The organism is Flavitalea sp. (assembly GCF_035489435.1).
GTDB lineage: Bacteria > Bacteroidota > Bacteroidia > Chitinophagales > Chitinophagaceae > DATHKG01.
In genome coordinates, this window is the sequence record NZ_DATHKG010000033.1 from 1 (window position 1) to 23,204 (window position 23,204).

Sequence of the window (23,204 nt, forward strand, 5' to 3'; positions counted from 1 at the left end):
ATACAGGCCAACTGGTTTCAGCCGTACTTACCCGAATTTGATGACCCAGGAAGGTGTGCGTGGTAATGAAGAAATGCCTGACGCAACGAACAATGCCACATTACCCTTTACCCGTTATATTGCCGGTGCCGCGGATTATACCATTTGTTATTATCACCGTCCTGAACTTAAAGCAAGTTTACAAAACTCGCAGGCCCCAAGAAAATTGAAAACAACTTCTGCCCACCAGATGGCATTGTCGACTATTTTTTATAGCCCCCTGCAGTTCATGTATTGGTATGATTTGCCTTCTGATTCGAATGACGAACCGGAGTTGGAATATTTTGATAAGATTTCTACAGTCTGGGACGATACAAAAGTGCTGGAGGGCGAGATTGCAAAATATATAACCATTGCACGTCGTAAAGGTGAAGAATGGTTCGTAGGTACCATTACAAATAATGATGCCCGTGAATTGAAACTGAGCATGAATTTTTTAACACCTGGCAAAAAATATGAAGCCAGTATTTATTACGATGATCCCAGTTCAACGGTGCGAACCAAAGTTTCCATAAAAAGAATCAGGGTGGACGCAACTACCGTGCTGAATACAAAATTGATGGCTTCCGGCGGACAAGCTGTTTGGATAAGACCGCTTTAAAAATTAATAATGCCTTACGGGGACTTTTGCATAGAGAAGGGTTAATACAAAATACCTAAGCTGCTATAAACATGTTATTAGAAAACAAAGTCGTACTGGTCACGGGTGGAGCACAGGGCATCGGTTTAGAGTGTGCCAAAGCTTATGTTGCCGAAGGCGCCATGGTAGCGATAGTTGATAAAAAAGAGGGTTTACTTGAGCCAGCCTTAAATAAACTTGGTTCAGGCCACTTAGGTATATATTGTAATGTGTCAATCGCGAATGAAGTGCAATCAGCCATTCAAAAAACACTTGAGCATTTTGGGAAGTTGGACGCCATTCACAACAATGCCGGCATAGCACATCCGTCAAAAGCCTTGCATGACACTACAGAAGCTGAATGGGATGAGTTAATGAATGTGAATTTAAAAAGCGTCTTTCTTACCACGAAATTTGGCATCACTGCATTAAAAAATTCAAAGGGCTGCATACTCAATACAAGCAGCCTGGTCGGTGAAATAGGACAGGAGTTGCATGCTGCCTATTCTTCCACAAAAGGAGCAATGAATGCGCTGACGAGATCCATGGCATTGGATTATGCAGCTGATGGGGTGCGGGTAAATGCAGTTGCACCTGCCGGAGTCTGGACGCCGATGTTGAGGCAATGGAACAGCGAACAAGCCTTACCGCATTTGATGGAAATATATTTGCAACGGATACATCCACTGGGTTACTGTCCCGAAGCTGATGTAGTGGCGAGTGCCTGTGTGTTCCTGCTTTCCGACATGGCCCGGTTTATTACCGGTTGCATCTTGCCTGTTAGCGGGGGAGCTGAATTGGGATATAAAAATTCAGTCCAGGGCTGATTGCAAAAAGAAGAAGCCAATTAGTCAAAATCCACTGAAAATAAATTGATTTTATTTATGGTGAATAACCCGTTAAGATGATCAAAAATATTCAGGTTTCAGACAGACGTTTTCCACTTGCAGCAGGGGCAGGCAGTGATGCTATTCACAGGGATCCGGTTTATTCTTATGCAATAACAAATTTGATAGATGATAGAGGATTCACAGGGACCGGTTTTGCTTTTACGCTCGGCGAAGGCAATGACCTGGTTTGCAAGGCGGCTCAATTTTATGCACAGCAATTAATCGGAAAAGATATTGAAGAAGCCATGGCTTCATTCGGGATATTGTTTAACCAAATGTCCAATGAACAGCAATTCAGGTGGCTGGGCCCGCATAAAGGTGTAGTACATTTAGCATTGGCTTCGGTAACGAACGCCTGTTATGATCTGTGGGCAAAAAAAAGGGGAGTGCCCCTGTGGAAATTATTGATCGATCTTTCACCAGAACAGATTGTTGATACCCTTGATCTTTCTTATCTCGAAGATGCACTAACAAGGGAATCATCACTTGATTTGCTAAAAACACAGGTAGCAACAAGACAGGAAAGAATGGGAATAATAGAAAAAGGTTACCCTGGTTATGATACTTCGGTCGGTTGGTTCAATTACGATGATGAGAAGGTAAGAATCAATACCCGTAAAGCAATTGACGAAGGCTTTACAGCCATGAAATTAAAAGTAGGATCTTCTGATCCGGAACGGGATATTCGTCGTGCGCATATTGTACGTGACGAAGCCGGAGATAATAGTAAAGTAATGCTGGATGCCAACCAGCAATGGACCCTGCCGCAGGCATTAAAAATTTGCAGGGATATCCAATCCATGAATCCATATTGGATAGAAGAACCGACACATCCCGATGATATATTAGCGCACAAAACGCTGTCGGATGCTATTGCTCCCGTCAAGTTGGCCCTGGGAGAACATGTTCCGAACAGGATCATATTTAAAAATTATTTGCAGACAGGTAGTGCAGGGTTTATCCAGGTAGATGCGGTAAGAGTTGGCGGAGTAAGCGAATTTATCACCGTTAGTTTGCTTTGTAAGAAATTTGGAATCCCGGTAGTACCACATGTCGGCGACATGGGGCAACTGCATCAGCACCTGGTTCTGTTTAATCATATAGCTATAGGCCATGAAGCATTGTTCCTGGAACATATCCCGCATTTGAAAAATTATTTTGTGCATCCTGTAAAAATTGACAATGGAGTTTATCTGACTCCGCAGGAAGCCGGAAGCAGTTGTGATTTAAAAGCTTAGAAAATAGTAGATGCAATGATAGTGTCACCGAAAGTTATATGGTGAGAATCAAATTAGAATTGAATTTATAAGGACAGGGCTTACGTGGACTGGATATAAAAATAATAAACGTGATTAAGACTATCGATATCATTATCAGCATTAGCTATATCCTTGGCATCGTAATGATAGGCCTGTGGGCGGGCACAAGAAAAAACAAAACAACGGCAAATGCTTCAGGCGAATATTTTTTAGCTGGGAAAAACCTGCGTTGGCCCGTAATTGGGCTTGCTCTGTTTGCCACCAATATTTCCTGTTTGCACCTGGTAAGCCTGGCACAGAGCGGCTTCGATACCGGATTGTTAAATGGTAATTTTGAATGGATGGCTGCGTTTACATTGATACTGCTGGCATTGTTCTTTGTCCCATTTTATATCCGGTCTGGTGTTGCAACACTTCCTGATTTTCTGGAAAGAAGATACAACCGCGCATGCAGGGACTGGCTGGCTTTTATTTCCATTGTCTCAGCAATCATCATACATATTGCATTCTCTTTTTTGGCCGGAGGTATTGTGCTGGAAACATTATTTGGCATAAATATGTACTACAGTATCATTGTGATAGCAATACTCACTGGCTTTTATACGATCGTAGGAGGATTGCGGGCAGTGGTGGTTACAGAATCCATTCAAACCGTAGTGCTGATAGCAGGTGCCATCATTATTACAATTGCTGCCTGGAATAAAATGGGTGGTTGGCAGCCCATGACAGCGGTATTAAAAGAGAATAATTCGATGGATAAACTCTCCATGATACGACCGGTTGGAGACAGCAGCGGTATGTCATGGGTTGCAGTATTTTTAGGTTACCCGGTATTGGGTATCTGGTACTGGTGTGCAGACCAGACGATTGTTCAAAGAGTACTGGGAGCAAAGGATGAAAATCATGCCCGGGGCGGTGCATTGTTTTGCGGTTTTATCAAAATTCTGCCGGTATTCCTTTTTGTGCTGCCGGGATTGTTTGCCTATACATTATATCAAAAAGGTCTGCTGAACCTGGGTTCAATACAGGAGGTAAATGAAAAAGGGCAGGCTATAATAAATACCAAAGGGATATATACTTTAATGATCACTCAACTGGTACCCAGCGGATTAGTTGGGATATTAGTGGCAGCGCTGTTATCCGGCCTGATGAGTCAAATTTCAGGGGCACTTAATTCAATTGCTACCCTTGCCAGTTATGACCTGTATCAGCGTTTCAAACCACAAACAAGCGATAAGCAACTGGTGAAAGTAGGAAGATGGTCGGCAACGATTGCTTTGCTATTATCTATTGGATTGTTGCCTTTACTAAACCAGTATCAAAGTTTATTTGAGGGAATCAACGATGTGATTGCACATATTGCACCGCCTATTACCTGTGTTTTTTTACTTGGTATTTTCTGGAAGAAGGCCTCCGCAAAATCTGCGCAATACACGTTATGGCTGGGTTCATTAGTTGGCGGACTTGTGTTTGCCGTAAATAAATTAGCGCCCGGAAATTATATGGGACATATTCCCTTCATGATGATGGCCTTTTATTTGTTTTGTCTTTGTGTGATTATGCAAATTGGTTTTTCATTTATTTATCCGGATCAGCACACAGAAGGGAGCGAAAAACTTTACTGGACATCATTTTGGGAACCATTAAGCGCAAAAGGATGGAAAGGTATTGGCAATTATAAAATCCTTTCAATCGCTTTGTTGTCTATAATGGGAGTTTTATATTATATTTTTAAATAACGATGCATAATACTTATTTCCTGACCTTCGCTACTCCGGCGAAGTTGAACTGATAATGATGCTGGTTTTCGGAATGCTAGTCCATTGAGGCAGCGATGACATACTATCCGGCCAATCGTTTGGCAAATTGAAATAAAGTAAAAATGAAAAAACGAATTTCAGCATTCATCTCCCTGCTATTCTTTTTTAATGCTGCTTTTGGAACCTGGTCCATTATTATGATTGACCCAAAAACAAAGGAGATTGGGATTGTTGGAGCCCCCTGTTCTTATAATTGTTATGGGATAGGAAAAATTGTTCCAAATATGGGGGCCGTTATTGTACAAGCAATGAGTAACAACCAGGCAAGGGAAAAGGGAGTGCAAATGATTCTTGCTGAATCCACGCCTGCACAAAGACAAAAGATGCGGAAAGCAAAAGGCGACCAGTGCTTTTATTATTGTTGCCAATGCAAATGATAAAAAACCGTATTTAAACTTAAGTATATTCGGACAAGCGAAAGGTGGCCAGAATGCTGTGGTGATGCTGCGTAAAAAGTTTGAAAAGCGGAAATCAAAACATTAAAATTCGAACTAAGACCGTCCCAGGAAAACTCCCGGTTTGTATTTGACCAATGAGAGTCTAATCTTAACTGATCGAATATGCATTCGAAAACATTAGTAATGCTTCTGATATGCCTGGCCATTGGTCAGACAGTATTTCCCCAGGACAAAAAAGCCAGGTTATCTGGAATAATGCAGGCCTATCATAACTATAATATGTTTGATGGCGCAGTGCTGGTTGCTGAAAATGGTAAGATTATTTACCAGGATGCTTTTGGGTTAGCCAACAGGGAATGGAATATCCCTAATAACACGGATACAAAATTTATGATTGGATCGGTGTCAAAACCTTTGACTGCTGTATTGATGTTGATACAGGTCCAAAAAGGATTAATAAATTTAGACAACCCAATTGAGGATTATTTACCTGAATTAAAAAATAAGCCTGGTGCAAAAGTAAAAATCAGGCAATTGCTCAATCATACATCAGGCATCCCAAATTATGATATTATCAAAGACTTTTTTCCAAGGATAAGCCGGCAGAATTTTACCCGGGAAGATTATCTGAAAATATTTATCGATTCATCACTAGCTTTTGCACCCGGAACTCACTATGCTTATAGCAGTTGGGGATATTTTACATTAGGGTTTATCATGGAAAGGGTAACAAAAAAATCTTATTCCGAATTGATGTCTGATGACATTTTCAAGAAACTGGAAATGAAAAATTCAGGTTCTTATTTTCACACCCAGGTTGTGCACAATAGGGCAACAGGTTATGATTATAACTTTGGTGGTTACACTTCATCGGATTTCAGGGATCAATCAAATACCATGGGAACTGGCGACATCTATTCAACAGTAGAGGACCTGTTTAAATTTCATATGGCCCTGGCAAATAATACACTGCTAAATAAAAAACTGACGGAGGAAATGTTTACACCCGGCATCGAACTTGCACAATATGGGTATGGATGGTTCAACAAACAATTTAAATATACAGACAAGGACAGTATTGCTTCAAATTTTCATCTCGGAATGACGGATGGTTTTATTTCTTTTATCCGGAGAATTTCGTCAACAAATAGTTTAGTGGTGATTCTTTGTAACAGTTCGCCGACTGATTTTTTTGGCATAACAAACAATTTGTATAAGGTTTTATTTAACAAACCAGTTACGTTAAAGGCGCCGGTACATAAGAAAATGGAAACATATATTGAGAAGATAGGTGTTGAAAAAGCGCTTGCTGAATATAAAAAGATGAAAGCTGATTCGGCACATTATTATATTGACTGGATTTCTATGAATTTTATAGCTCAGCAGTTACTCACTTTAAAGAGGGTTGAAGATGCAAAACTGATTTCAGAAAACAATGTCAATGAGTTTCCCGATATGGATTTAATATTGGTGACAATGGGTAATATTTATCTTGCTTTAAACAAAAAGGAAGAGGCCGTTAAATCTTTTAAAAGAGCACTTCAGATAACTCCAACCTATGAAGAAGCAAAAAACAGGCTAAGGGAGTTGGAGCCCAAATAGCGGATAGGATATGGTAGACAAATTTCTTAGTCCTGGCGGTATGAAGAGATAATCATGCAAGTCAGCTAAACAAACGAAATGGATAATCAAATTATTGAGAAGACCATAGAGATAAAAGCACCACTAAACAAAGTTTGGCGTGTTTTTACTGACCCAGAACTCACAAAACAAATGGGTGGGTATTATGAAACGGATTGGAAAACAGGAAGTGCTATTGGCTGGAAAGGCCTGGACGGCAAACTTTACACCAATGGAATAATCCTTGAATTTGAACCTAAAAAATCAATAAAACACAGTTTGTTTGATATGAAAGACAGTCGTTTGCTTTCCGTGATAACTTATGAATTTCAGGAAAAGGTTGCAGTGACAACTATTTTTGCCAAAGAGGAAATCATGTATAAATTGACCGAAGTTAAATTCATAGAGGTCAACGAAGGATGGGAAATTGCACTGCAAGCAGTAAAAAATGTTGCTGAAAAATAGGTTAATATGGCACTTTTCCTGTAAAAGTGTTCCCACTATAATCTATACTGTCCCAATGGCTATCCTTCCCCGTTAGTATGCAATAATTCGATTTTTTATTGTAAGTTGGACTGACAATAGTTTAACCCCTTTGTCAATAAGATATTTAGTCTTTTTTCTAACACCATTTTTTCTGTCTGGACTCCAGGCCCAGGAAAATAACCCCTTTAACAAATTGAAGTTTGATAAAGTGATATTCTATGATTTTGAGGGGAAAGGAGACAAGGGATTATCAATTATTGATTCCAGCGGCACCTATCAACAAAAAATCGTTAAACAGGTTTTGCTTGATAAGCCAACATTGACATCGTTCAATAATAAATTAGTTGATAGAAACTCATATGGTGGAGGAACTGCCAGTTGCTTCGATCCTCATTGTGGGTTAGTTTATTTTCTAAAAGGCAAGGTAGTGGCCCAAATTACAATCTGCATTGGTTGTAACAGGCTGTATTCAACAATTGACATTCCCGCTAAGAAGCAGGGAAAAGTGGGAAAGGGAAATGATGCATATTATTTAAAAGATGGTATGAGTAAATCATTCCGGAAATATCTAAATCAACTTCTTAAAAAATATAATTTTTCAAATCAGATTGAACCAGGTTCTTTTTTTGACAAATGACCGATTGAGCTTCAGGGCGATGTTGTTAAACAGTTTATTTAAATGCTAAAAGCAACAGTCCTGATATTATTGCTACTGGGTTTTGGAATAATTGCATTTCAGTTTTATCCGGAACCAACTCTGCCTGTTTCTTGCGTGATAGACAGTATTGCTGTTCACAAAAAAGAAAGGAAATTATATGTTTATTCGTCGGGGAATTTGATGAAGACATTTCGGATTTCGCTTGGCAAAAATCCCATCGGTCACAAGCTTGAGGAAGGTGATAAGAAAACTCCGGAAGGCAGGTATTTTATTATTTCCAGGAATGACAAAAGCAGGTATCATAAAAATCTTGGGATTTCCTACCCAAATGAAAAGGACAAGGCCCTGGCAAAGAAGTTAAACAAAAAGCCTGGGGGCGATATTAAAATTCATGGTCTAAAAAATGGATCTGGCAACATAAGTAGGCTTCAAAGAATGAAGGATTGGACAAATGGTTGTATCGCCCTGACAGATAGCGAAGTAGATGAGTTATATAACCATGTGCGGATCGGTTCCCCAATTTCAATCTTTCCTTAAACAAAGGCTATACCATCAATCCAAATAATGTTTATTTTACCCAAATTATTTAAACTTTACTCCCTTATGAAAACTATCAGTTTTATTATTCTCGCTTTTTTCACTACCAGTTCATTTGCCCAGTCATCGCCGAATTATGATGATGTAGAGCTCACGCAGGCTTCAGACTATAAAATAGCCGATTCCTTTGCACTGCAAGCTTCGAACTTTTTATTTGCAACCCCTTTTGAGAAAAATAACATTCAAAGGTTGAAGTCTTTATCCTTTATAATAAAATGGATGAGCGGCACACCGGATTATTCATTCACACTGGACGAAGTTGCAACAAAATTAACGAAGGGAAGCGATGATTTATTAGGCTTGTACATGGCTGCCATGACCAAATATTCTTTAGAAAATAAAGAATCGTCTAAAGATCAAAAGCTTGTCAAATTGAATTCTTTAACAATCCTGCTTAATTATTGCGAGAATGCAAATAATAATATTAAAATGACCAAACAGCTTAAAAAATTATCTGAGGCAAAGGCAAAAGGTCAACTTGAACAATCAATTTAGACAGTCTGAATTCTGATCAAAAACACTACTCAATAAATATGAATCAGATTTTTAATAGCATTCCCAATGATTTTCTCTTACAGTTGTATTAATCTTATGTATTAATGATATCCTTCAATAAGTCGTACTTCTTAGCCGCCGTCATCCTTTTCATTGTGGAGATTCTTATTGCATTATATGTGCACGATCGCATTGTACGTCCTTATATCGGTGACTTTTTAGTGGTGATATTGCTTTATTGTTTTGTCAGGGCATTCATTGAGGCAAATGCGGTTAAGGTAGCGGTCGGGGTGTTGATATTTGCATATTTGATAGAATTCCTTCAGTACCTGGATCTGATTGCTTTTCTTGGACTACAAAAGTCCCGGCTGGCTAACATTGTTTTGGGAAATTACTTTGAATGGATTGATATAGTGGCATATACATTAGGAATTGTTACCGTCATAATCTTTGAAAGTGTGAGGGAATATAAACGGAAAAGGCTTTATTCAACTTAAGCATGTCAAATACCTGGATGTCTTTATTTAGATGACACGAATAATTTGATCCTCGAACTGCCTTGATATAAATGGACTTTACTACCTTTCTAAGGGAAACAATATTAATAACAACAAAACGAATGATTATGCCAATCGTAAAAGTTATTGAAGTAATTGCTTCATCTGAAAAGGGAATTGATGATGCCATTCAACAGGCTGTTGCTGAGGCATCAAAGACAGTAAGAAATATTGATTCAGTTTTTGTTAAAGACATTAAGGCCCATGTTAAAGATGGCAAAGTATCGACGTATGGATGCGTATGCAAAATCTCTTTCAGGCTGGATTGAGCTTAACAATATCAACCTGGTAGAGATACCAGGTTGATGGTATTTTTCAAAAACGATCCTCTATGGGTAAATTAGTAGAAATTAAAACCAAAGAGACCTCCAGTAGTGTAAGCGACTATATTGATAGTATCCCAGATGAGCAAAAGCGAAAAGATAGTCAGCTGTTGCTAAAAGTGATGGAAAAATTGACAAATGAACATCCAAAAATGTGGGGAAGTTCGATGATTGGATTTGGAAATATAAGGTATAAAAGTCCGGCTACCGGAAGAGAAGTAGATTGGTTTAAAATTGGTTTTTCCTCACGCAAAGCAAATTTGTCTTTACACCTGGGTCTTGATATTAATCGGTACGCTGAGGTCCTAAAAAATTAGGTAAACATAAGACAGGCGTGGGTTGCCTTTACATTAATAAACTGGAAGATGTTGACATAAAAATTTTAGAAGACATTATTGAAACGGCTATAAAAACATAGAAACCATGAGTAAAGTTGAAATAGAAGAAATTACTTTAATTGGCCTGCCTCTTAACGGCAAAACAACCAATGCAAATGGTCAATCAGGCATTGATTGTGGAAATTTATGGCAGCAGTTTGAAAAGGAACAATATGCACAAAAAATTCCTGGCAAATTAAGTGAAGAAATATTTGCAGTATATCACCAATACGAGGGTGATAGCACTCAGCCATTTTCATATCTTATTGGATGCAAGGTAAAACCAGGTACTGATGTTCCGGAAGGGCTGAAAAATTTATCTATCCCTTCGGGGACATACCGGAAAATAATAGCGAAAGGGAAAATGCCGGATTGTGTTGCTGATGCCTGGAAAAAAGTATGGTCGTCCAATATTTCAAGAAAGTATGAAACAGACTTTGAAGTTTATGATGAAAGAAGTAAGGACTGGAGCAATGCCGAGGTGAACATCTATATCTCAATTAAACCATAATTCATAGTTGTCTGTTTCATTTGGTCAACAGCTTTGATCGCGTCATAGTACTGATATGCCACTGATAATAATAAAATCCTGAATTACTTGAAGAAAATTTTAAAATACCTGCTCCGGCTGACTTTGATAATAACAGGATTATTTGCCTTCTATCTTCTCTCTGCATTTTGTCTCTCAAGAATCACGGTCAATAGAGATGTAAAAGCATCTGATGATGTAACCATTTATATCAAGACAAACGGGGTCCATGCCGATTTGGTAGTTCCTGTGAAACATCCCCAGATGGATTGGAGTACACAGGTCAAATTCTCGAATACTGTACTGAATGACAGCACCATGAAGTGGCTGGCTCTTGGTTGGGGTGACAAAGGATTTTATTTACAAACACCTACCTGGGCAGATTTGAAATTTAGTGTGGCTTTTAAGGCGGCATTTGGTTTAAGCACAACGGCAATCCATGCAACCTTCTATAAAAATCTGACTGAAAGTAAATCCTGCAAAAAAATCAATATCAGTGAAGAGCAATATCAGGTATTGACTAAATATCTATTGGACAGCTTTCAAAAGGATTCAACAGGGCAGGTTAAATTCATAAACACAACTGCTAAATATAACAATAGAGATGCTTTTTATGAAGCAAATGGAAAGTATAGTCTGTTTAAAACCTGTAATACCTGGGCAAATACCGGACTTAAAATAAGTGGTCAGAAAAGTTGTTTCTGGACGGCATTTGATACGGGTATTTTTTTGAAATATAAATAGTACAAACCTTTGCAATTAACCCAACTTTCATATGAATAAGAGAGAAAAATTCAGAATGTTGGTCCTTCGGGTATTGATATTATCTGTGAGTGCTTTTGTGATCCCGATTAGCCGGTTGTTTTTTTAATTATGGGCGTAAAGCAGAAATGGCTACTTATTGAGACTTGTTTCATTCTAAAATTATGGCTGACAATTGTGTTTTAGCAACAGTAAATCGGGTGTCGACATTTTCGTAATACTTTTCAATTCTTTCAATGCAGAAACTAGTTTGTATGGTATTTCTGATCTTTTGGTTTTCCGTGTTATATTCACAGAAGCCCAAAGATGGCTTATATAAATATTCCATAGCATTTGCTGAATGGGATGGTAAATCTTTAAATGCCACATGCCATGTGCGAATTAAAGGGGACTCTATTTATATAATCAATGATGGTTCTGTAACGGGGACAAAAGGCCAAATTATGGACGCAGGATTGATACTCAAGCATAAGAGAACAGGCAAGTGGATCATTGCCCATCGTCCCCATGATATAGATGCCAAAGAGGTTGGGGGCTGTGGGGAAGGTCCGAGCGTAATTGATTTCAGGAGAAAGAGGTGGTGGTCATGTTAATATCCTGACAGGTAGTTTCATTTAAACATGGAAAAAGTTCTTGTTATCAAAGCTATGGCAATAAGAACTATTTGACATAATCCTTGTTAGTTGAAAATTATTTGTTCATTCGATTACTCGGAAACTTATTCCAAATACAATCCAAATTAATCATTGAAATTTATTCGCATACGAATAACCATACTAATTTCTTTCTTTACCCTCATTTTAAGCTATTCGTGTAATCATGCGGGCCATCACGGAAGTATGGATACCTGCTTCGTTGATACCGCAAAAGCTTTCTCGAAGGATATTCCTCACTACCCATACCATTCAAACCGACTTTATGCCTTTGATTACCTGCAAATCAACGGATGGCAGCTTGGAATTGAAAATATCGAAAACGGGTATAATGATTTACAGATAAGGGTGTGGTTAGGACATTCTATGGCAATTTACAGGCAATTGGTAATATTGAAACTCAAACACAATAGATGGTCCGCACAGATTGTCTATTTCAAGGAAAAGGAGATTGTTACCCATGTTACATCACCTTACGAGGTTATTAAAGAAATTAAGGTGAGGCATGCGATTCCTAAATCGGGCTGGACGAACTTTATAAATCATTTGGATAGTTTAAGGGTCTTTTCGCTGTTATTGGAACAGGATATTTATGAAATGAAAGGATGTAGTGGTAAAGATGGGATGACTTACTATTTTGAGATTGCAACACCCAAAAGATACCGATTTATAGAACAATGTTATCCTGAAGATAATCTCCTTGCTTTTGCTTTATACCTGGAAAAAGAGTTTGGATTCGAATATCTGAAAGATTAATATACCAACTGGGAAGAGCCCGGATTTTTCCGGCATTATCAAAAACAACCGACAAAATTGTTAACTTTCTTAAGAGAAACTCGCTTCAAATTCTAAACAAATTTTAAACGACCTGCCATGTCTGACCAAAATCAGCAAATTATTCCAATGCTTTCTTATGAAGAAGGGGTTGCAGCAATGTCCTGGTTGTGCAGGGTATTCGGTTTTTCGGAAAAAGCCAGGATGTTAGATGAAAATGGAATCCTGATCCATGGAGAAATAGCTATGGGTGATGGAATAGTTATGCTGGCTTCCCCGACACCTGACTATCAAAGTCCAAAACATCACCGGGAAATTTGTAAAGACACGGCGCAATATTATAAGGTCCCATATGTGATTAATGGCATTTTAGTCCATGTAGATGACGTTGAAAAACATTATGAATTGGCAAAGGAAAATGGTGCAGTAATTCTGTCTCCACTGGAAGGTGGTGGGCCGGGTTTGAGATACAGGGCCGAAGACTTAGAAGGTCAGCGTTGGATGTTTATCCAAAGATGAGTGCATCAACGCATAATAAAAATCTTATTGATTATCTTACACTAAACCAATAAATCAATTAAGATGAAATTACGTGTAGTCGTTCTTGGTGCTGGTTTCGGCGGTCTTGAATTAAGCACAATACTTTCTGAAAAATTAGGCACCAATCTTGATCTTACCCTGATAGACAAAAACGAGTCGTTTTTTTTCGGGTTTTCTAAATTTGATTTGATGTTTGGTCATAAAACATCAGATGTTATAAAACTTCAGTACGTTAACATTGTAAAGCCGGGTGTAAAGTTTATCCGTGGCACTGTTACAGCTATAGACCCTGTTGCAAAAGTTATAACAACAAAGAACCAACGTTTTGAAGCTGATGTATTGGTAATTGCTTTAGGGGCAGATTACGATATGAATGCCACACCCGGATTAATTGAAGGAGGCAATGAATTTTATTCACTGAAAGGTGCGGAACGTTTACGTGAAGTGTTGCCGGTATTTTCAGGAGGGAAGGTAATAGTTGGGGTTTGTTCAGCACCTTTCAAATGTCCACCTGCTCCAAGTGAAGCGGCTCTGTTGATGCATGATTATCTTGTAAAACGAGGTCTTAGAAATGATAGTGAAATAAGTATTGTTATGCCCTTCGGCCTTCCGATTCCCCCGTCGCCGGATACTTCCAAAGCATTGCTCGCTGCATTTGCCGAGCGTAATATTAATTTCATTCCAAAACATGTGGTAAAGGCTATCAATCCATCCAGTAAGACAGCGGTGCTGGATGATGGAACGGAAATGCCTTTTGATTTATTCCTCGGGATACCCCGGCACAGGGCTCCTGAAGTGGTAGAAAAAAGTGGAATGACCGTAAACGGATGGATCCCGGTAGACAAAACAAATCTTAAAACACAATACCCGGGTGTATATGCCATAGGTGATGTAAATAGCGTCGGCACACCGAAAGCAGGAGTGTTTGCTGAGGGCGCTGCAAAAGTAGCTGCGGCATCCATTATAGCAGCATTTGAAAATGGCCAACAACCATCACCGTACCAGGGAAACGGTACCTGTTATATAGAGTTTGGCGATGGCCGTGTTGGAAAGGTAAACGTTGACTTCTTCTCAGGACCAGCCCCTTTTGGCACCTATACTGAAGCTGCCACGGAACTTGTTGCCGACAAAGAATATTTCGGGTCATCCCGTATTGAGCGTTGGTTTGATATTAAGTCAGCTGCCGAACCCGGTTAATGATTTCGCAATACTTCCCTTTGAGTTTTAAAATTTGCTAAAAGAGGTAGGAGATAACCTGCAGGCATGGTTGATGTTATTATGGTATCTTCACCAACAATCCTCATCATAACCTCAACTATTTTATTGGAAAAGATTTTTGATACCCTCGTTAGCAGCTTCATAGATAATAAAATAGGAATTGCGGAAAACTTTTTAAGTCAGTCAATTGCGTTTCATCTAAAGGAGAATCTTATTGCGCTTTATGGGGAAAAGCTCATGGAACTTGCTGGTACGGGAGCTAAAGACAATTTGAATCATGATGACTTGTTTAGAAGCGATATCATCTACTGGCTTGATCGTAATCACGATAATATTCATGAAAACAGTTTTTTTGATCTCATGGATGCGTTTATCATTTATTTAAATGAAACTTGTTATACCGGAATTACCAGCTATGAATTTCATTATACCCTGTATGAGAAAGGAAGTTTTTACAAAAAACATATTGATCAATTCCAGGGGAATGACAGCAGGAAATATTCCATGATTATGTATTTGAATGATGAGTGGGAATCAGCAGATGGAGGCGAATTGCGGATCCATCATGAAGGCAGGATGGAAGATATCTTCCCGGTAAACGGCAAGAGCGTCTTTTTCAGAAGCAGTGAATTGGCACACGAGGTGTTGGTCAGCAATAAGCCGAGAATGAGTATTACCGGGTGGTTGAAATCGTAACCTATAAATACTTTATTCAAGAATATAAATTTAGCGTGTGAACGGGTTTAAGCCAGTTAGGAAATTCCTTCGCGTACTTACGCTTCTGGTGTTTTGTATCACAGTTTCTTTTTATTCCTATAGCCAAAAACGGGTCGGTCAGCTTCTATTAATCACCGTTCAGTGACTTTGATTAAATTTGATAAGGACAAAGGACAAATAAAATATTGGAAATGCAGACCCATTTTGAAAAGGAAAAGAGCTACTCTTAGGCGACCTTTACATTGCGAGCCATCCCATGGATTTTTGATCTTTGATAAGTTGAAAGATAGAGGCAATCGAAAACGAGCCCGGTAAATTCTTTTATTAAGCAGATACTTTCGATTTTTACAACGGTTATTTCCGGAAATTCGTTTTATTGCATCTAAAAATCAATTTATGATCACAGCATATCTGAATTTCAACGGCAATACTGAAGAGGTATTCAATTTTTATAAAACCGCTTTTGGTGGTGAAATATCAAGTTTGCAAAGATTTGGTGACACGCCACATGGTGACCAAATGTCAGATGCAGACAAGAAAAAGATCATGCACATCAGGATGGAGTCGCCGATTGGTGTAACATTAATGGGTAGCGACTTTATGGATTTTATGGGTAGGCCTTTTATTGCCGGAAACAATTTCTCCTTATCACTTCATCCGGAAAGTGAGACCCAGGCGGATGAATTATTCACCAAACTTTCAGAAGATGGTAGCGTAACCATGCCATTGGCAAAGGTATTCTGGGGTGCTTATTTTGGAATGTTTACAGATAAGTACGGAATTCAGTGGCTAGTTAATTATGAGTATAAATAAAACGGTCAATTAAGTCAATAAGTTCATTGCCGATTTGTACGATTTTCACAATCGAAAACGGTAAGATTACAAAAGACTATACTTACTATAACAATGGTGCGCCATCTTCATCAAAATAACATCCTTTGCTGAAATTAGCTCTGAAATTAAGGAGGGATAAACAGGCATAATGTTCGCTGCATCAGTAGTAATAGGTTTAATGTTTGCTGCGATCATTTTGTATGTTGGTTGGAAAAGATTGAATTCCGCGGAACTTCAACCTGACTCTGATTCGGCCAGGCCATCACAACTACTGTTGCCGACCGAGACCAGGCAAAATGATAAGCTTGTAATCGTCAAAGATGTCGCTTACATGGACATAAAAAAGGTACTTATCGGCTTTTGCAACATGTACAATAAAGACAACTACCTGGCTATACCAAGGTTGATAAAACTTATGGAACGCCAATTTGCCATTGTCTTCCCTTATGATATTGACTTTCAGACTTACTGTTATTTCATAAACTATCTTGAATTTCCGTTAGAATTAGAGAGGTCGCTGGACGTTACCGGTTGGGCAACTGTAAATGGCAGCGAACCAGGGGTGATTCCGGGAATAAAAGGAAAAAAAATAATGCTCTTTATACCAACGCTTGACACGGAACACGATAATGTTTATGTAACGACTGATAACAATATGGGCTTTAAGCTCGGGTTTGCAGTTGGTAAACAAATTCAATTGCCGGGCATGCCTGAGAAGAGATATAGTTCGCCTGCCTATATTATTACTGAGTTGCAGGATAAAGAATTTGAGGAATTCAGGTGATTGAGAGCCAGCTCTAAATTTTCATAGTATGAAATATCGCGTTTGCCTTTCACCCGAACTACAATATCATCTTAATTAGTTAATTTCCTTTCTGTCTGGAAGGCTAGCTCGCCATATTCAGTTTTGACCTTTCCGGGTATAATTTTGAATTATTGATAAACAGCTAATATGAATCTGAAAATAAATCGTCTCCAACATATTGGGCTACCAATCGTAGACATGGAAATATCCAAATCATTTTATGAGCGCCTGGGATTTAGTAATGCTATGAGTTCCACTTTTATGCACCAGGGAGCCGAGGGTAAAGTAGTAATGATGAAACGCGATGATATCATTATTGAGTTATATCAAATGCCTGAACCGGAATTAAGCGATATAAGAAACAGGAAGAATGGTCGTATTGACCATTTCGCTTTTGATGTAGATGACATTGATGAAACTTTTCAATTAATGAAAAGCGCAGGTTTTTCGATCCCTGAAAAAGAACCGGTATTTTTAAATTTCTGGGAGAAGGGATGCAAGTATTTTTATATAATAGGACCAGATGGAGAACGACTGGAATTCTGCCAGATTTTATAAAGTCCGGGATTAGCATGTTGTAGTAATATCATGCTTTCATTGAACTGAGTGGATATTTATATTTTAATCTATGAAACAAGATCTGGAGGAACATGGATTTGTCGTGGTTAAAGATGTTTTCCAGGCAAAACAAGTTGACAATATTCTAAAAATTATTGGAAGAGTAGATATTTCTAACCCGGTGTTTCGAAAATCAAAGGAGCTTTTTGCGATCCGTCAATTTTTTAAACAGATTCCGGAAGTGGTCGATGCCGTAATGCAACCAGGGTTGAAACATATAATACATGAGATAGCGGGAAGCGACTATTTTATCGTTAAATCAATTTATTTCGATAAACCATCAACTTCAAATTGGTTTGTATCCTGGCACCAGGATTTGACAATTTCTGTTGACAAAAAAATCAATGTTACCGGATTCGGTCCCTGGACTGTGAAAGAAGGACAGTTTGCAGTACAACCGCCGTTGGCAATCCTGGAAGATAATTTCACTATCCGGGTTCACCTTGATGATACAACAAAAGAGAATGGAGCTTTGAAGGTGATTCCGCAATCTCATCTGAAAGCGATCTATCGTGCTGAAACTATCGATTGGCAAAAAGAAAGGGAAATAGATTGTGAAGTGCCCATGGGAGGCATCATGATCATGAAACCGCTGCTTCTTCATTCTTCGGGAAGAACGACAAACAACGAAAGTCGTCGCGTAATTCATATTGAATTTAGTCGTAGCGAGTTGCCTGTGGGATTGCAATGGGCAGAGCTGGTTCCGCGACAGCTTGCTGGAGAAATTTAAGTTCTGAACATGCCCCAGACAAGAAGAAATTGGTTAATGAAAAATCAGTCTTGCTGTTGCGGGTACCATGCTTGCAAAGGCCAAAACTTTTGCTTTGCCAAAAGCGAAATTTCCTCGTAACTTAACTGAAGGCTCACCAGGCCAGAAAACCCCTCAACGAAATATTATGAAACCAGGTGCATTTTCAGTCAGCCTTAATGTAAAAGATCTTAAAACATCAAAAGAGTTTTATGAGAATCTGGGCTTCGAGGTTTTTGCGGGAGATTTTAAGCAGAACTATCTCATCATGAAAAATGGAAATGCCCTGATTGGCCTGTTCCATGGAATGTTCGAAAAAACCATCCTGACTTTCAATCCAGGCTGGGATGAAAATGCCAAAAAGATGGAAAAGTTTGATGACGTCAGGGATATTCAGAAAACGCTGAAAAGCAAAGGTGTTACATTGTTAATGGAGGCGGATGAAAAAACTTCAGGCCCTGCCAGTCTTATGCTTGCAGACCCGGACGGTAACCAAATACTCTTTGACCAACACGTTTAGTACAAACCATCAAATAAATTCATTTACCGCCTGGTCTTCACTTCTTTTGAAATCCCCATTTTTTTTTATATTTTTCGAAACATGAGTCTGAGCCTGCCGGTTTTCGAGCTACGAAATGTCAAAAGGTTTTTTTATTATTTCCTGGCATTCAATGCCCTTGTTTCTATTGTAAGTATAATAATAAAGGCACTATTTACCTTTAATATTCCGGGTGATAATCTTATTACCAACAATACCTGGCCTATCCTGATAATTCTTCTTGTTGCTTCTTATGCTGTCGGTTGGAAAAGCAAAAAGGAACTTAAAACAGTTCTGAAGACTTCTGATATTGAAGTCCAATTTGTAAAATACGAAACCTATTACAAGAGAAAACTGGTTTGGAATGCTTTTTCGATCGTTGTCTCCGCAGTCTTTTTTTTGGTAACCAATAAGTATTTGTTTTTCTATATATTGATTACTCAAATGATTTTATCGATTGCCTTTTACCCACGTAACAAGTTAATCTCTACTGAACTTAAGAATGCTGAGATTGTATTCGCATAAATCATTCCTGAACTTTTCTCCGCCATTTATGACTTATCTACATGCTCAAAACATCGAATTCAATGAATGACGGAAGAAACTTGGATGGATATGAAAAGGATTAGCATGGGCAATTTGCTTAATTAGTTAAAAACAGGTTTGTTATGGCTTACAGTGAAAAACTTGCTGAAAGGATAAGGGTGGCGCTTGCTGATTTGCCAAAAGTCGAAGAAAAAAAAATGTTCGGCGGATTGGCATTTATGGTTGATGGAAAAATGTGTATCAATGTTGGTAAGGATCGGATCATGTGTCGCATAGATCCGGTGATTCATGATAAGGCAATAACAAATAAAGGAGCACGCACAGTAATAATGAAAGGCCGGGAATACAAAGGCTTTATTCACGTGGATGAAGCGGCGATAAAAACAAAAAAGGAATTAAATTATTGGATTGAACTTTCAGTCGATTATAATAAACATGCTAAGTCTTCTAAAAAGTAATAAATAATCTATGCAGGAATTTAGTTTTGAAACTGACCTGCGGCAGGATTTTGCGATTTATTTTACAAACCAATATAAGGTTGGTGACAAGGTTAGTGTTTATTATGACATTAAGAACCCTGAAAATTTTTTAGTAGACACAAAACAGTCTTCGGAAAAGGCGAATCAAAAAAGTTCATCCAGTAAAATCCAAAACATCGGCTCAATGAGGTGTGTAAGTATTCCTGTATCCCTATTTATTCAAAATAAGCTAATCGAAAGTGCTGAGGCCAGATAAGTTATCAGATTTGGAGTTGTTCCTCCTGGCAGAAAACGATAAGTTTTCTCCTTTCATTTCGAACGTCATACGCGATGAATTGAAGCGAAGGGGTCTCGATAGCTTTTCCAGTGGGACGAAGAATGAAAAATTGAAACCAAAAGACATCCCCGAAACGAGCCTGGCAAATTTGGAAAAATACTTCATTTTCATTTCCCCCTTGTTCCTGATTCTAACAAAGATTTTTTTTCCATTGTTGATCGTCGTACACTCTTTACTGGCAAACAGGCATGTTTCAAAAGCAAGTTTAAAAAAACGGGATAAGCATTGGCGATATTTTAAAATTACTTACTTAGCATATACTATAGGAATATTGATATATTGTCTATGGCATAGACTAACTAATCCTACGGTATAATAGTTGGTAAGGTGCATCACTTACATGGTCTCAATCAAATTCCTACCTTTGCAATTGATTTTAATGAATATGCCAATAAACACTGAAGTCTATAATATCTACTTTGATACAGACTCGAACTGTGTAATCATGGAATGGAACGGCTATGCAACCAGTGCGCAGTTTAAAGAAGGTACGGAGCTAATGCTTAACACTCTGATTAAAAACAATGCCAACAAGGTGCTGGCCAATATCAGGGATATGGTACTGATAGGCAGGGAGGACCAGGAATGGCTCGATCACCATTTCCTTCCCCGGGCCACAGAATTCGGTTTTAAAGCACTTGCTATCATCAGACCCGACCATTATTTTAACAAGGTAGCTGTTGAGAGTATTTCTTACAAAGTGGATAAAAACAAACTTGCAGTCAACATCTTTGATGATATCGATGAAGCTAAGGGATGGTTAAGAGGTATCTGAAAAACATCAAATACTCAACCAGTATTGAATACCATCAATATTAATGATAATTCTATTTTTTCAACTCCACATAGTCAAACACAAAATTACACAACGCGTTTTTATCTTTTAAGAAAGGGTTGAGATTTGCCATATGTAAGTGTGCGCCACAACCATTCCATCGGGCCAAAATAGAAATGCCTTATCCAGATATGACTGAAGATCGCCTGAAAGGTATAGATCGCAATTGCAATCAATGAGAGATTTGCCGGACCAATACTTGCTTCTAAAGCCAATCCATAGCTCATAAAGATGAAAACACAGATCACTGATTGCATCAGGTAATTGGTTAACGCCAGCTGCCCGACCGGTGCAAAAACATTCAATAATTTCTTCCAGCCTTGCTTATCATACAATAAAGCGATAGCTGAAGCATAAAACAGGCACAACGCCGGTACTCCATAAGCATAAACCAAAGGTTGTATAATGCCGGTTGACTCAAGATTATAATATGCTTCGGTAGCCATCATATTTGCGAGTATGATATTGCATGGTATACCAATCACAGCACCCCAGATCATCACCTTAAGAATGAGCGGGCGATTTGCCTGCACGTTCGCGTAAATCATGTTTTTTGAAATGTAAAACCCGACAAGAAACATAGCCAGGACCCTGAAGAACCTGCCGGTAAAAAAAAGATCGGGATATCTTCCGAAAATCAGCCCTCCCAGGTTGTTTTTGACGATATCAATAAAGGACCCGGTCCGGTATGTCTCAATCATGATATCAAAAAAGCGTGGCTCATCGGTGGGGGGCTCTATTACCACTGCGGGAGGATTGGCAAGGTTCATTCCCCAGAAAATACTATACTGGATAACCGGGAGCAGCAACAGGACAAATGCAGAGCGCAACAGGAATTTATTGGATGCATTGCGGAAAAGAATAAGCACAAATCCTGTCAAAGCATAAACGGTAAGTATATCACCTACATACAGGAAGATGGCATGAACCAAACCGAAAATAAACATGATGAGCAGTCGCCTCCGGAACCTTGCAGTAAAGTTTATATCAAAGGCCGCGGCCCGCTTCATCTGCAAAGCAAATCCAATCCCGAAAAGCATCGAGAAAAGAGAGTAGAATTTTCCATCGATCAGGAAATGCTCCAGCCATTCTACAAGATGATCTGTTTGCGTTAGACCAAGGGCTTCTTTACCGGTTTCTGATAAAAAAAAATAACCGGAATGAGTTGCCATATTGGCGAGCAAAACTCCCAGTAAAGCAAAGCCACGAAGAACATCCAGCAGGCGGTGGCGCTCGGTTAGTGTTGTTGGTTGAAGGGGGGGTGTCATTCTTCCTACAGTTTTGGTTTATTATTTTTCAATTTAATCAAGGTCATCCAGCTTCCCAAGTTTGTTCGAAGTTTCCTGGCCTTTTTGTTCCCAGGTAAATATCTTTTTTTTGCAAGTATCTATTATGCGCAAAGGGTTTGTAGTCCGAAGTTCCTTTAACCGTCGACAGAAAGTAATCAACTTTTCGTCAATAATTCAGAGATTTCCTGCTTTTAGGAGGATTAATCGTGCAGCAGGATTAATTCGCCTGGTTCATCATTCCGGGACCCATCGGCGGAAGAACAACTCCAATGGCCATCGATTAAGAGAAGGTCAGGCAAAGGGCTTATTTGGTGCCCAGATCCTGACGACTTAATTTTACCCGGTGAATCGATTTCTTTTATTCGTTATACTCTTCGCCTGTTTTTCGTTCCGCCCCTGGCAATCGCAACGTTTCCGTATCAGTGGCAGGGCACAGGGAACAACTTACAGTATTACATACTTTGCAGCCGACTCTTTTGTAACTAAAACAAAGATAGATAGCCTCCTGGGCAGCCTGGATGAATCACTTTCCATATACAAAAAGGCATCGTTGATAAACAAGTTCAATGAATCCGGGGAAGGTGCGCCAATCGATCATCATCTTTACAAAGTAGTTTCTAAATCCCTTGAAATTTCAAAGGAAACAAATGGCCTCTTTGATATTACCGTAATGCCGCTTACACAGGCCTGGGGTTTTGGGACAAATGCAAGAGCAGATCCACCAACCAAAGATGCGATCAAAAAGTTACTGAACTGTGTAGGTAGCCAGCATCTGCAGTTAGAAAACAGTTTCCTAAAGAAAGATCTGGCCTGCACAATGATTGATGTTAATGGTATTGCCCAG

General features: G+C 38.9%; 30 protein-coding genes. 29 read left to right on the forward strand and 1 reads right to left on the reverse strand.

Features of this window, described 5'->3' with window-relative positions:
- The 28 genes from VK664_RS05755 to VK664_RS05890 all read left to right on the forward strand — a co-directional run.
- Positions 1 to 640: glycoside hydrolase family 97 C-terminal domain-containing protein (locus tag VK664_RS05755; protein ID WP_461397668.1), on the forward strand; the 640-nt coding region annotated here is incomplete at its 5' end.
- A gap of 71 nt (positions 641 to 711) precedes the next feature.
- Entirely contained in the window at positions 712 to 1,485 is a 774-nt protein-coding gene (locus VK664_RS05760) for an SDR family NAD(P)-dependent oxidoreductase (RefSeq protein ID WP_461397669.1), read from the forward strand.
- Positions 1,486 to 1,562: 77 nt separating this feature from the next.
- A complete protein-coding gene (locus tag VK664_RS05765; protein WP_461397670.1) occupies positions 1,563 to 2,786 on the forward strand; it encodes an enolase C-terminal domain-like protein in 1,224 nt (407 codons plus the stop codon).
- 110 nt (positions 2,787 to 2,896) lie between these two features.
- On the forward strand, positions 2,897 to 4,546 hold the full coding sequence (locus tag VK664_RS05770) for a sodium:solute symporter (protein WP_461397671.1): 1,650 nt from the start codon (positions 2,897 to 2,899) through the stop codon (positions 4,544 to 4,546).
- 143 nt (positions 4,547 to 4,689) lie between these two features.
- Positions 4,690 to 5,004, forward strand: a complete 315-nt coding sequence (locus VK664_RS05775; protein WP_461397672.1) for a DUF1028 domain-containing protein — start codon at positions 4,690 to 4,692, stop codon at positions 5,002 to 5,004.
- A 204-nt stretch (positions 5,005 to 5,208) separates the two neighbouring features.
- Complete coding sequence (locus tag VK664_RS05780; RefSeq protein WP_461397673.1) at positions 5,209 to 6,627, forward strand: serine hydrolase; 1,419 nt, start codon at positions 5,209 to 5,211, stop codon at positions 6,625 to 6,627.
- 78 nt (positions 6,628 to 6,705) lie between these two features.
- Positions 6,706 to 7,110: an SRPBCC family protein gene (locus VK664_RS05785; protein ID WP_461397674.1), complete on the forward strand. Its 405-nt coding sequence runs from the start codon at positions 6,706 to 6,708 to the stop codon at positions 7,108 to 7,110.
- A gap of 214 nt (positions 7,111 to 7,324) precedes the next feature.
- Entirely contained in the window at positions 7,325 to 7,768 is a 444-nt protein-coding gene (locus VK664_RS05790; RefSeq protein ID WP_461397675.1) for a hypothetical protein, read from the forward strand.
- 42 nt (positions 7,769 to 7,810) lie between these two features.
- The gene (locus VK664_RS05795) at positions 7,811 to 8,326 is read left to right on the forward strand and encodes a L,D-transpeptidase family protein (RefSeq protein ID WP_461397676.1); all 516 of its coding nucleotides are present in this window, start codon (positions 7,811 to 7,813) and stop codon (positions 8,324 to 8,326) included.
- 66 nt (positions 8,327 to 8,392) lie between these two features.
- Positions 8,393 to 8,881 carry a hypothetical protein gene (locus VK664_RS05800; RefSeq protein ID WP_461397677.1) on the forward strand — a complete coding sequence of 163 codons (489 nt, stop codon included), beginning with the start codon at positions 8,393 to 8,395 and terminating at the stop codon, positions 8,879 to 8,881.
- 104 nt (positions 8,882 to 8,985) lie between these two features.
- Positions 8,986 to 9,378: a ribosomal maturation YjgA family protein gene (locus tag VK664_RS05805; RefSeq protein ID WP_461397678.1), complete on the forward strand. Its 393-nt coding sequence runs from the start codon at positions 8,986 to 8,988 to the stop codon at positions 9,376 to 9,378.
- A 128-nt stretch (positions 9,379 to 9,506) separates the two neighbouring features.
- Positions 9,507 to 9,707, forward strand: a complete 201-nt coding sequence (locus VK664_RS05810; protein ID WP_461397679.1) for a dodecin family protein — start codon at positions 9,507 to 9,509, stop codon at positions 9,705 to 9,707.
- A 62-nt stretch (positions 9,708 to 9,769) separates the two neighbouring features.
- Positions 9,770 to 10,078, forward strand: a complete 309-nt coding sequence (locus tag VK664_RS05815) for a hypothetical protein (RefSeq protein ID WP_461397680.1) — start codon at positions 9,770 to 9,772, stop codon at positions 10,076 to 10,078.
- Between the two features lie 106 nt (positions 10,079 to 10,184).
- Positions 10,185 to 10,649 carry a GyrI-like domain-containing protein gene (locus VK664_RS05820; protein WP_461397681.1) on the forward strand — a complete coding sequence of 155 codons (465 nt, stop codon included), beginning with the start codon at positions 10,185 to 10,187 and terminating at the stop codon, positions 10,647 to 10,649.
- An 87-nt stretch (positions 10,650 to 10,736) separates the two neighbouring features.
- The gene (locus VK664_RS05825; protein ID WP_461397682.1) at positions 10,737 to 11,411 is read left to right on the forward strand and encodes a TIGR02117 family protein; all 675 of its coding nucleotides are present in this window, start codon (positions 10,737 to 10,739) and stop codon (positions 11,409 to 11,411) included.
- Positions 11,412 to 11,683: 272 nt separating this feature from the next.
- A complete protein-coding gene (locus VK664_RS05830; RefSeq protein WP_461397683.1) occupies positions 11,684 to 12,022 on the forward strand; it encodes a hypothetical protein in 339 nt (112 codons plus the stop codon).
- Positions 12,023 to 12,268: 246 nt separating this feature from the next.
- Entirely contained in the window at positions 12,269 to 12,838 is a 570-nt protein-coding gene (locus tag VK664_RS05835) for a hypothetical protein (RefSeq protein ID WP_461397684.1), read from the forward strand.
- A 117-nt stretch (positions 12,839 to 12,955) separates the two neighbouring features.
- Positions 12,956 to 13,375, forward strand: a complete 420-nt coding sequence (locus VK664_RS05840) for a VOC family protein (RefSeq protein WP_461397685.1) — start codon at positions 12,956 to 12,958, stop codon at positions 13,373 to 13,375.
- Positions 13,376 to 13,438: 63 nt separating this feature from the next.
- Positions 13,439 to 14,593 carry an NAD(P)/FAD-dependent oxidoreductase gene (locus VK664_RS05845; protein WP_461397686.1) on the forward strand — a complete coding sequence of 385 codons (1,155 nt, stop codon included), beginning with the start codon at positions 13,439 to 13,441 and terminating at the stop codon, positions 14,591 to 14,593.
- A gap of 66 nt (positions 14,594 to 14,659) precedes the next feature.
- Positions 14,660 to 15,310 carry a 2OG-Fe(II) oxygenase gene (locus tag VK664_RS05850; RefSeq protein WP_461397687.1) on the forward strand — a complete coding sequence of 217 codons (651 nt, stop codon included), beginning with the start codon at positions 14,660 to 14,662 and terminating at the stop codon, positions 15,308 to 15,310.
- Positions 15,311 to 15,727: 417 nt separating this feature from the next.
- Positions 15,728 to 16,144, forward strand: coding sequence for a VOC family protein (locus tag VK664_RS05855; protein WP_461397688.1), 417 nt, complete (start codon positions 15,728 to 15,730; stop codon positions 16,142 to 16,144).
- Between the two features lie 169 nt (positions 16,145 to 16,313).
- A complete protein-coding gene (locus VK664_RS05860; RefSeq protein ID WP_461397689.1) occupies positions 16,314 to 16,949 on the forward strand; it encodes a hypothetical protein in 636 nt (211 codons plus the stop codon).
- Between the two features lie 168 nt (positions 16,950 to 17,117).
- A complete protein-coding gene (locus VK664_RS05865; RefSeq protein ID WP_461397690.1) occupies positions 17,118 to 17,528 on the forward strand; it encodes a VOC family protein in 411 nt (136 codons plus the stop codon).
- A gap of 70 nt (positions 17,529 to 17,598) precedes the next feature.
- Positions 17,599 to 18,318: a phytanoyl-CoA dioxygenase family protein gene (locus VK664_RS05870; RefSeq protein WP_461397691.1), complete on the forward strand. Its 720-nt coding sequence runs from the start codon at positions 17,599 to 17,601 to the stop codon at positions 18,316 to 18,318.
- 94 nt (positions 18,319 to 18,412) lie between these two features.
- On the forward strand, positions 18,413 to 18,856 hold the full coding sequence (locus VK664_RS05875) for a VOC family protein (RefSeq protein ID WP_461397692.1): 444 nt from the start codon (positions 18,413 to 18,415) through the stop codon (positions 18,854 to 18,856).
- A gap of 81 nt (positions 18,857 to 18,937) precedes the next feature.
- Positions 18,938 to 19,399: a hypothetical protein gene (locus VK664_RS05880; RefSeq protein ID WP_461397693.1), complete on the forward strand. Its 462-nt coding sequence runs from the start codon at positions 18,938 to 18,940 to the stop codon at positions 19,397 to 19,399.
- 143 nt (positions 19,400 to 19,542) lie between these two features.
- A complete protein-coding gene (locus VK664_RS05885; protein WP_461397694.1) occupies positions 19,543 to 19,878 on the forward strand; it encodes a TfoX/Sxy family protein in 336 nt (111 codons plus the stop codon).
- Positions 19,879 to 20,615: 737 nt separating this feature from the next.
- Positions 20,616 to 21,011 (forward strand): hypothetical protein, encoded by a 396-nt coding sequence (locus VK664_RS05890; protein ID WP_461397695.1) that lies wholly within the window; start codon positions 20,616 to 20,618, stop codon positions 21,009 to 21,011.
- Between the two features lie 101 nt (positions 21,012 to 21,112).
- Here the strand turns inward: VK664_RS05890 and VK664_RS05895 are convergent, their stop codons facing one another.
- The gene (locus VK664_RS05895) at positions 21,113 to 22,339 is read right to left on the reverse strand and encodes a DUF418 domain-containing protein (protein WP_461397696.1); all 1,227 of its coding nucleotides are present in this window, start codon (positions 22,337 to 22,339) and stop codon (positions 21,113 to 21,115) included.
- 364 nt (positions 22,340 to 22,703) lie between these two features.
- Between VK664_RS05895 and VK664_RS05900 the strand changes: the two genes are divergently transcribed.
- Positions 22,704 to 23,204: FAD:protein FMN transferase (locus VK664_RS05900; protein ID WP_461397697.1), on the forward strand; the 501-nt coding region annotated here is incomplete at its 3' end.